Source organism: Amycolatopsis circi (assembly GCF_003385235.1).
Taxonomy (GTDB): Bacteria; Actinomycetota; Actinomycetes; order Mycobacteriales; family Pseudonocardiaceae; genus Amycolatopsis; species Amycolatopsis circi.
In genome coordinates, this window is sequence record NZ_PQIA01000222.1 from 1 (window position 1) to 8,872 (window position 8,872).

8 protein-coding genes are annotated in these 8,872 nt (G+C 67.1%); 1 reads left to right on the forward strand and 7 read right to left on the reverse strand.

Annotated features, from left to right (window positions below; genetic code table 11):
• Positions 1–363: 363 nt before the first annotated feature.
• Positions 364–1,272, forward strand: coding sequence for a hypothetical protein (locus tag D0D37_RS44525; protein WP_244223898.1), 909 nt, complete (start codon positions 364–366; stop codon positions 1,270–1,272).
• A 64-nt stretch (positions 1,273–1,336) separates the two neighbouring features.
• On the opposite strand, the gene D0D37_RS44530 is transcribed toward D0D37_RS44525, so the two are convergent.
• The 7 genes from D0D37_RS44530 to D0D37_RS44560 all read right to left on the reverse strand — a co-directional run.
• Positions 1,337–2,512 carry an ABC transporter ATP-binding protein gene (locus D0D37_RS44530; protein WP_116206591.1) on the reverse strand — a complete coding sequence of 392 codons (1,176 nt, stop codon included), beginning with the start codon at positions 2,510–2,512 and terminating at the stop codon, positions 1,337–1,339.
• A gap of 3 nt (positions 2,513–2,515) precedes the next feature.
• Positions 2,516–3,358 (reverse strand): carbohydrate ABC transporter permease, encoded by an 843-nt coding sequence (locus tag D0D37_RS44535; protein ID WP_116206592.1) that lies wholly within the window; start codon positions 3,356–3,358, stop codon positions 2,516–2,518.
• A complete protein-coding gene (locus D0D37_RS44540; protein WP_116206593.1) occupies positions 3,358–4,305 on the reverse strand; it encodes a carbohydrate ABC transporter permease in 948 nt (315 codons plus the stop codon). Before D0D37_RS44540 ends, D0D37_RS44535 begins: the two co-directional genes overlap by 1 nt.
• Complete coding sequence (locus D0D37_RS44545; RefSeq protein WP_116206594.1) at positions 4,302–5,621, reverse strand: ABC transporter substrate-binding protein; 1,320 nt, start codon at positions 5,619–5,621, stop codon at positions 4,302–4,304. The genes D0D37_RS44540 and D0D37_RS44545 overlap by 4 nt, the downstream gene beginning before the upstream one ends.
• 313 nt (positions 5,622–5,934) lie before the next feature.
• Complete coding sequence (locus tag D0D37_RS44550; protein WP_116206597.1) at positions 5,935–7,185, reverse strand: IS701 family transposase; 1,251 nt, start codon at positions 7,183–7,185, stop codon at positions 5,935–5,937.
• 176 nt (positions 7,186–7,361) lie between these two features.
• The gene (locus D0D37_RS44555) at positions 7,362–7,889 is read right to left on the reverse strand and encodes a YflT domain-containing protein (protein ID WP_162834788.1); all 528 of its coding nucleotides are present in this window, start codon (positions 7,887–7,889) and stop codon (positions 7,362–7,364) included.
• A gap of 78 nt (positions 7,890–7,967) precedes the next feature.
• Positions 7,968–8,872 (reverse strand): acyl-CoA dehydrogenase family protein (locus D0D37_RS44560; RefSeq protein WP_116206598.1); only part of this gene is annotated, 905 nt, incomplete at its 5' end.

The following is an 8,872-nucleotide window of genomic DNA, read 5'->3' on the forward strand; positions in this document are numbered from 1 at the left end:
ATCCGGACCCCTAAGGGGGCGGTGTCCGGTACTGGGGAGGAATCGGGGTCGGGGCGGGAACTCGCAGCTCAGCGCTCTTCTTGAGGCATCGAGGACCGGTCGGGCGCGAACTCCGCCCAGCCGCCCTTTCGAGCACACCTAGCCAACGTCCGTGAGGGGAACCTTCACGGACTCAGAGTCCCTCAGGGTTCCCCTCACGGACCTCGGCATCGCGCACCAAGCCCATCTGCCGCCTGGCCTGTCCGACGAAAGCATCTCCTCGTTTGCCCGCCAGAACCTCCCACCAGCGGTAATGACTCAGTGAAGTGTGGGATTTCCCGGCGAGGGCTGGATTTTTCGCCACTCACGGTGATACTGCACCCCGTGCGTAACCCACTCGGAGTCCTCGCGGTCGGCTGTTCGGTGCTTCTCGCCGCGACTGTCGGATGTTCCGCGGAGTCTGCCCCGACGACGGAGCAGGCGCAGTCCGCGCCGGTGCCCCTGACCGCGATCGCGGCGCTCGGGGACTTCGCCACGCTCGACTACTGCAGCCTCCTCGACCCGAAGCGGCTCAAGAACACCACCGCCGACACGCCGGATTCGTCGTTCACCGCTTGCCAGGCGGACTTCGTCCAGGCCGGGCGGTCCCGGACGGTCACCATCGGGCCGCTCGCGGCCGACCGGGATCCCACTATGCAGGCCTATGCCTACCCGGGAAAGGTGCCGGACGGCGTTTCCGTGCAGCAGGCCGGTTTCGTGCCCGACCGGACGTGCGGGCGGGCCATCACGTTCGCCGACGGGGTTCGGCTGGCCGTTTCAATCACCGACCGGGACGACCGCGGCAGTGCGGAGGACCGGTGCTCCGCGGCGGACGACGTCGTCGGCGGGGCGCTCGACGCGGTGACCGGCAATCGGGTGCGGCATCCGCAGTTGCCCGACCGGTCGTGGGGGCGCGTGGATTCTTGCGCGATGCTCAGTTCGTCCGGCGCACAGGGCGGCGACGCGACGGCGGGGCTCGCCGGGCATTCGTGCATCCTCGACAAGGTGAGCCTGGAGTTCGCGGTGGTGCGGCAAGCTCCGGCGGGACCGTCGGAAACGCTCGGCAACCGGGTGGCGCGGGTGGCGGCCGACGGGGCGTTTTGCCGGGTCCGGACGGTGCAGCCCTCCCCCGCCACGCCAGGACGCGCGGAGCAGGCGACGGTGAGCGTGGTCGACACCAGCGGTGCGGGCGGGGACGCGGCCTGCCCAGCCGCGCGCACCGCTGCGGCGACGATCTTCTCGCGGATCCCCTAACCGTCCGTGAAGGGCTCCTTGAGGGAATCTGATTCCCTCAAGGAGCCCTTCACGGACCGATAGCTCAGTCGGAGTAGGTGAGGTTTCGCCCGTCGGACGGGTCGAAGAGTTTCACCTTGTCCGCGTCGAACCAGATTTGCAGGTCCTGGTTCTCCGCGGCCGCCGATTCGGCCGACAGCCGGGCCACGATCAGCGATTCCGCGCCGGGGACGTCGGCCGAACCGCTGTCCGCGGCCAGTTCCGCCAGGTCGGCCGAGCTGGCGACGCCGCCGTCCACGGTGAAGTGCGCGAACTTCTCCGAACCCATCGACTCCAGGACGTCCACGTGCGCGGTGAAAGTCGCGCCTTCCCGGTCCGATTCCGCCAGTGCGGCGTCCTCGAAGTGTTCCGGGCGGATGCCCATGATCACCTCGCGCGGGGCGTTCGCCGCTTCGGCCATCCGGCGGATCCGGTCGGTCAACGGGGTGGTGCCGAGCGAACTGCGCAGCTGGCCGTCTTCGAGGGTCGCGGGGATGAAGTTCATCGACGGCGAGCCGATGAATCCGGCCACGAAAAGGTTCGCCGGGTTGTCGTAGAGGAACTGCGGCGAGCCGATCTGCTGCACGTAACCGGCCCGCAGCACCACGACGCGGTCGCCGAGGGTCATCGCCTCGGTCTGGTCGTGCGTGACGTACAGCGTGGTCGTGCCCAGCTGCTTCTGGATCTTCGACACCGACGTCCGCATCTGGCCGCGCAGCTTGGCGTCCAAGTTGGACAGTGGCTCGTCCATCAGGAACGCCTTGGGGTTGCGGACGATCGCCCGGCCCATCGCCACCCGCTGCCGCTGCCCGCCGGACAGGTTGGCCGGTTTGCGGTCCAGATGCTGGGTCAGATCGAGGATGGTCGCTGCTTCCTCCACTTTGGACCGGACGATCTTGTCGTCCACTTTGGCGAGCCGCAGCGGGAACGCCATGTTCTCCCGCACGCTCATGTGCGGGTACAGCGCGTAGGACTGGAACACCATCGCGATGTCCCGGTCCTTCGGCGCTTTCTCGTTGACCCGCTTGCCGTCGATGCGCAGTTCGCCCGAGGAGATGTCCTCCAGCCCGGCGACCATGTTCAGCGTGGTCGACTTCCCGCAGCCGGACGGGCCGACCAGGATGATGAACTCGCCGTCGGCGATCGTGATGTCCACTTCGGACACCGCGAGCGCGCCGTCGGGATAGCGCTTGGAAACTTTGTCGAGAACGATTTCAGCCATGGGTCAGCCCTTCACCGCACCGGACGTCAGCCCCGCCACGATGCGACGCTGGAAAAACAACACGAACAGGATGATCGGCACCGTGATCACGACCGCAGCCGCGCACACCTGGCCGGTCGGGTCCTCGAACTGCGAGGACCCGGTGAAGAACGACAACGCGGCGGGCACCGTGCGCGACGCCTCGGTGGACGTCAGCGAGATGGCGAACAGGAAGTCGTTCCAGCAGAGGATGAACACCAGGATCGCCGTGGTGAACACGCCCGGCGCGGCCAGCGGCGCGATCACCTTCCGGAATGCCTGTGCCGGCGTCGCGCCGTCCATCTTCGCCGCCTTTTCCAGCTCCCACGGGATTTCCCGGAAGAACGCGGACAGCGTGTAGATCGACAGCGGCAGCGCGAACGTGATGTAGGGCAGGATCAGCCCCGGCCAGGTGTCGAAAAGGCCGAGCCCGCGTTCGATGTTGAACAGCGGGGTGACCAGCGATACCTGCGGGAACATCGCGATCAGCAGGGAAAGCCCCACCAGCAGCTGCTTGCCGGGGAAATCCAGCCGGGCGATCGCGTAGGCCGCCATCGTGCCCAGCACCACCGCGATGACCGTGGAGATCACCGCGATGCCGATCGAGTTCACCAGCGCATGCAGGAACTCCGTGGTCTGGAAGATGTCCGCGTAGTTCTTGAGCGTCCATTCCACCGGGATGAAATTGCCGTCGGTGAGCGTCGCTTTCGTCTTGAACGACAGCGAAAGCACCCACAGCACCGGGACGATCGCGAACACCAGCACCAGGATGTCCAGCAGGCCCCAGCCGACCTTGCGGCCGGTGGTGGCCGCACCTCCGATAGCCATCAGCGCTTCCCCCCGTCGTCCGTGCCGGGCGCGGCGGTGCCGAACACCTTGATGAAGAGGAACGCGATGATCGCCACCGTGATGAAGATCAGCACCGCCATCGTGGAGCCGATCCCGAGGTTGAGCCCCTTGACCAGGTTGTCGTAGGTCTGCATGGACACCGATCCGGTGTCCTGCGCGCCGCCGGTGAGCACGTAAATGTTGTCGAAAATGCGGAACGCGTCGAGCGTGCGGAACAGCAGCGCGACGAGAATCGCCGGTTTCATCACCGGCAGCATCACCTTGGTGAACCGCTGCCACGCGGTCGCACCGTCCATCGCCGCGGCCTTCAGCAGGTCGTCGGGCACCAGTGCCAGCCCGGCCATCAGCAGCAGCGCCATGAACGGCGTCGTCTTCCACACCTCGGCGAGAATGATGATGAACAGCGACGGCCACTGGTCGGTCAGCGGCGCGACCCCCTCGCCCAGCACATTCGCCAGGTACCCGGTTTTGGGCGTCCACGCGAAATACCACGAGAACGCGGCCACCACGGTCACGATCCCGTACGGGATCAGCGCGACGGTGCGCACCAGTCCGCGGCCGACGAGCGTGCGGTGCATGATCAGCGCGAGCCCCATGCCGAGCACGAATTCGATCGCCACCGACACCACGGTGAGGAACATCGTGGTGCCGAAAGCGGTCCACCAGTAGGAATTCGTGAGCACCGCGGCGTAGTTGTCGAACCCGATGAACTCGTGCTTCGCCGGGAAGCGCAGATCATAACGCTGCAGCGAAAGCCAGACCGAATAGATGATCGGGTATGCGGTCACCGCGATCATCACGAGGAACGCGGGCGCGCACAGCCACAGCCCGAGCCGCCGTTCCGCCTTCTTGCCCTCGGAAAGCGCGGGCTTTCCCTTGCGGTGCGCCGCTTCGTGCGCGGTCGCGGCGGGATCCTGGACGGTCACGGGATCACTCCCTTCGACTGGAGCGCGTCACCGAGCTGTTCCCGCAGTTTCTGCGCGGTCTGCTGCGGGTCGATCGCCGACGGCGGGGAAAGGATTTTCGACATCACCGTGGAAAGGTTCTGGTACACCGGCGTGAGCGGCCGCACCGCGGCGTTTTTCAGCGCCGACAGAATGGAGTCGCGCATCGGATACTTCACGGCCATGTTCGGGTTGTCCGCCGACGCGGGCTTCGCCGGGTCGAGCGGCGTGTCGTCGTGGTACACCGATTCGATCGTCGGCGGCACCCCGTCGTTGATCGCGGACACCTTCTGGTTTTCCTTGCTGCGCAAGCACAGCGCCGCTTCGTAGGCTTCCGGCTTGTGCTGCGAGTAGGCACTCACCGCCAAGTCGAACCCGCCGATCGTGCTCCGCGCCGGAATTCCGGGCTTCGCCTGCGGGTACACCGCCCACTTGAAGTGCGGCAGGTCCTTCGGCTTCTCCTCGGCGTAGGAGGCGTAAACGAACGGCCAGTTCAGCTCGAACGCGGCGCTCCCGCGCTGGAACGCCTGCCGGACGTCGTCCTCCTTCTGGTTCGTCAGCGACGGATCGGTGATCCCCGAGGACGTGACCTTCTTCAGCAGCTCCAGCGCCTGCACCGCGCCCTCGTCCATCACGACGGATTTCCCGTCGTCGGACAGGATGTGCCCGCCGAGCGATTCGACCAGCGTGTTGTAGATGACGACCAGGCCCTCGTACTGCGCGCCGGTGAACACGACGGAATACGGTTTGTGCTCGCTCTTGAGCCGCTGCGACATCTGCATCATCTCGTCCCACGTCTTCGGCGGGGTCGGGGTGATGCGGTCGTCGTACCAGAGCAATTGCACGTTGGTGTTCTTCGGCGCGGCGTAGAGCTTTCCTTGGTACGTCGCGGTTTCCAGCGGGCCCTTCAGCACGCCCTCGGACGCGGCCGCCTTGTTCTGCCCGGTCCACTCGTCGACCCAGCCCGCCTCGGCGAACTCCGAGACCCAGGTGACGTCGAGGCCGAGCACGTCCATCGACGTGTCGCCCGCGGCGAGCCGGCGCGCCATCTGGATCCGCTGGTCGTCCGAACCGCGCTGCAGCTTGTTGTAGACGATCCGGTACCGCCCGGCGGCGGCCTTGTTGCAGTTGTCGACGACCGTCTGGAAATGGTCCTCCGGGGAGTAGTAGACGTTGATCGTCGTCCCGGAAGCCGCTCCGCAGCCGGCCACCAGGCCGCCCGCCACCAGACCCGCGGCGAGCAGTGCCGCCGCGCGGGTAGGTCCTCGTTTCTTTCCGCTGGGCCGTTTCTTCCCCATCCAAGCCTCCTCGCCGTGTGCACACGGTGCCTTTCGACACCGCCCCCAGACAGCACGCCGCGACGAGGCGGACCCGAGCCAGCACCCCGACGTGCCAGTTGCCGGCAGGCCGCGCTGGAGGACACGACCGGCCAACCGGTGTCGGACAACCTATGCCCGGCGATCACCCGCCGCAAGCAGGGTCGGTAACGATTCAGCCAGGTGCGCCGCGGACCACCGGAAAGACTGGGGCAGCCGGGTGAACTGCCACCGGAACGGGGTGGCGGGCCTCGTGAGTGGCAATCCCGGTTAGTACTCCAGCTGTAGTTCGTGATCATGGTGGTGTTTGGGATCGACGCTGGTAGTGGCATGTGCGGGCGCGGTGTTGGTGTTGTCGGCGCCAGTGGGACCAGGCCAGGACGGTGGTTGCGGCGGGGGCTGGTTCAAGAACGAGGGCGACGTAGAGGTGTCTGATTTCGTTGCGTGTCAACGGGATCAGGCCTTCGGGTGGTGGCGTGTTCTGGCTGCGGGCGGCGGCGAGGAAGGCGTGGGCGAGCATCGCCAGCGTGGTCCAGCGATACCAGGAGGTCCAGGTGCGGACCTGGTGCTGGTCCAGGCCGGTGAGTTCTTTGCCGGTCTGGAAGGTTTCCTCGATGGTCCAGCGCCGTCCGGCGACCCGCGCCAGCACGGTCAACGCGACGCGGCGGGGGCTGTAGCAGCGGTAGAACGCGGTCTCGCCGGTGCGGCGGTTGCGGCGCATCAGCACCCAGTGACAGCCGGGTTTCCCGGACGGGTGCAGCCGGATCCGGGCCCAGTCGTAGAAACGCTGGCCTTTCGCCCCTGCTCCGGCGGTGAGCTTCTGCCAGGCCCCTTTCCGCAGGTTCGCGGCCGCTTCGTCGGCGCGGACGCTGCCCGCGGCGGCCGGGACGCGGTAGTCGCAGGCGACGGCCAGCACATAAGCCTGGCCCCGTTCCTCCAGCGGGTCGCGCAGCCCGGCGGCGTCTTTGCCGTAAGCCTCGTCTCCGGTCACCCAGGACACCTCGACACCGGCGTCGAGGACCCGGGCGATCATCGTCGCGGCCAGGCGGGATTTCGTCGCGAACCCGGTTTCGGACGGGACCCCGGCCCGCTCCCGCCTCGCCGGATCGCCGGCCCAGCTCTCCGGCAGGTAAAGCTCCCGGTCGATCAACGTGTGCCCGCGCGAGGTCGAATACGTCAAGAACACCGACATCTGCGAGTTCTCGATCCGCCCGGCGGTGCCGGTGTACTGCCGCTGCACCCCGACCGAACAGGTCCCTTTCTTCACATCCCCGGTCTCGTCGACGACCAGCACCGCATCGGCGTCGCCGAGGTGTTCGACCACGAACCCGCGCAGGTCGTCACGCACACCGTCGGCATCCCACGCCGCCCGCGACAGCAGATGCTGCATCCCGTCAGGCGTCCGGTCGCCGACCTGCTCGGCGATGCTCCAGCAGTTCACCCGCGGCAGCTCAGCCAGCAACCCCAGCACGAACCGGCCCGCTCGCCGACGGGATTCCACACGCCGGAACCGGCCCGCAACCCGCCCGAGCACCTCACCCAGCAACGACCGCCACCGCGCAAGGTCTACGCTGACAGCCGCGGCCGCCACATGATCTTGAGTTGTCCTCACAAACACCATGATCACGTGGCGGCCGCACCCGTCTCGCCGACCCCTCCAGCAAGATCACGAACTACAGCTGGAGTATTAGAACCGGGATTGCCACTCACGAGAAGGTGACCTCAAGCCGTAGCAGGCGGCGGCCGCAACGCCAGCTTGGCGAGCAGTTCGCGCCCCTGCTCCGCGCTGCGCGGCTGGCACAGCACGTCGTACCGGCCGGCGACGAGCTGGCTGGCCGACGAGAAATCCCTGCGCCCGCGCGACGTGCGGTATCCGATCGCCGAGAACGCCAGCCCGGACAGCACCCCGAGCACCAGCCCGGTCAGCAGTTGCAGGGTGAACCCGCCCCGGTTGACGAACATCCCCAGCAACAGCCCGGCGAACAGGCCGAACCATGCGCCGGACATCGCGCCCGCGGCGAGCACACGGCCCCACGACAGCCGCCCGATGACGCGTTCGACCAGCATCAGGTCGACGCCGACGATCGTCACGTCGGTGACCGCGAACTCGCTTTCCGCGAGGAAATCGACCGCCTGCTGCGCCTCGCCGTAGGTCGGGTACGACCCGATCGGCCAGCCGGTGGGCGGGGTCGGGAGCCGCGGCGGCCCGGCCGCGCCCTGCCCGCCGCCAAAGGGACTGCTCACCATCATCACCTGCGCACTCGTCCGGTTCGAGGGCTCTATCTTGTCAAGAACCGGCGAAGCGCGCGAACTCCGGCGAGACGGGAGTCAGGCTTTGTAATCCCGCAGCAGGCCGCGGCTGATGATGGTTTTCTGGATTTCGCTGGTGCCCTCGCCGATCAGCAGGAACGGGGCTTCGCGCATGAGCCGCTCGATCTCGTATTCCTTGGAGTAGCCGTAACCGCCGTGGATCCGGAACGCTTCCTGGGTCACTTCGGCGCAGTACTCGCTGGCGATCAGCTTCGCCATCCCGGCCTCGACGTCGTTGCGGGCGCCGGAATCCTTGAGCCGCGCGGCGTTGACCATCATCAGGTGCGCGGCCTCGACCTTGGTCGCCATCTCCGCCAGCTTGAACGCGATCGCCTGGTGCTGCGCGATCGGCTTGCCGAACGTCGAACGCTGCTGCGCGTAGTCAATGGCGAGTTCGAACGCGCGGATCGCGATCCCGCACGCCCGCGCCGCGACGTTCACGCGGCCGACCTCGACACCGTCCATCATGTACGAGAAGCCCTTGCCCGGAGCTTCCCCGAGCACCTTGTCGGCACCGATTTTGAAGCCGTCGAACACCGCTTCGGTGGTGTCCACGCCCTTGTAGCCCATTTTGTCGATCTTGCCCGGGATCGTGAGGCCCGGAAGGACCTCGCCGAACCCGGACGGCTTCTCGACCAGGAACGTTGTCAGGTTCTGATGCGCTTTCTCCGCGCCCTCGTCGGTCTTCACCAGCAAGGCGATCAGGTTGGAGGAGCCGCCGTTGGTCAGCCACATCTTCGCGCCGTCGATCACGTAGTCGTCGCCGTCGCGGCGGGCGCGGGTCTTGATCGCGGCCACGTCCGAACCCAGATCCGGTTCCGACATCGAGAACGAGCCGCGGACCTCGCCGGTCGCCATCCGGGGCAGGAAATGCTGCTTCTGCGCTTCCGTACCGTGACGGGAGATCATGTGCGCCACGATGA

What these genes read in the sequence shown, in the direction of transcription:
- D0D37_RS44545 (WP_116206594.1), bottom strand. Translation starts at nt 5,621, where the DNA reads ATGGGGAAGAAACGGCCCAGCGGAAAGAAACGAGGACCTACCCGCGCG.
- D0D37_RS44555 (WP_162834788.1), bottom strand. Translation starts at nt 7,889, where the DNA reads ATGATGGTGAGCAGTCCCTTTGGCGGCGGGCAGGGCGCGGCCGGGCCG.
- D0D37_RS44535 (WP_116206592.1), bottom strand. Translation starts at nt 3,358, where the DNA reads ATGGCTATCGGAGGTGCGGCCACCACCGGCCGCAAGGTCGGCTGGGGC.
- D0D37_RS44530 (WP_116206591.1), bottom strand. Translation starts at nt 2,512, where the DNA reads ATGGCTGAAATCGTTCTCGACAAAGTTTCCAAGCGCTATCCCGACGGC.